This window comes from Streptomyces hilarionis (genome assembly GCF_024539675.1).
Classification (GTDB): Bacteria; Actinomycetota; Actinomycetes; order Streptomycetales; family Streptomycetaceae; genus Streptomyces; species Streptomyces hilarionis.
The window spans coordinates 1-457 of the sequence record NZ_JAHHIT010000438.1 but is presented as its reverse complement, the minus strand read 5'-3'; the positions used below and the strand labels follow the sequence as shown (position 1 = coordinate 457).

The window sequence follows — 457 nt, the reverse complement described above, 5'->3', positions numbered from 1 at the left end:
GCTCCGGCAATCACGCCGAACGGCGCGGGGATGTTCACGCTGACAACCACCTTCACCCAATCGTTTCTTCCATAAGGGGCAAGTATGCCGCTGATCAGTGATATCCAGGCTCTTGAGCCTGGCAGCGAAGTGCTGCTCTTTGAATTGGACGGCACTGACTTTGGCGCGGACATTCTGCGCTTTCACGGGCACTCCATTCCGCACACTCCAGCGGAGCTGATTGCCGCCGGCGCCCAGGCTGACCAGCTGCCCGCCAAACCCATCTATTGGCAGGGTGAAGAGTACGGCGCCTGGCCGATGCAGATCGACGGCATTGAAGCCAACGGCGATGGGACGGCGGTTAGGCCTGCGCTGTCGGTGGGCAACGTCAATGGGCGCATCACTGCGCTTTGCTTGGCGTTCCAGGATCTCGCTGATTTCAAGTTGACCATGCGTCACACGCTGGGCAGTTATCTGG

1 protein-coding gene is annotated in these 457 nt (G+C 60.0%); it reads left to right on the top strand.

Annotated elements, in window-relative coordinates:
- Window positions 1–84: 84 nt before the first annotated feature.
- On the top strand, window positions 85–457 hold a 373-nt coding region (locus KMS84_RS39025; RefSeq protein ID WP_438819038.1), incomplete at its 3' end, for a phage minor tail protein L.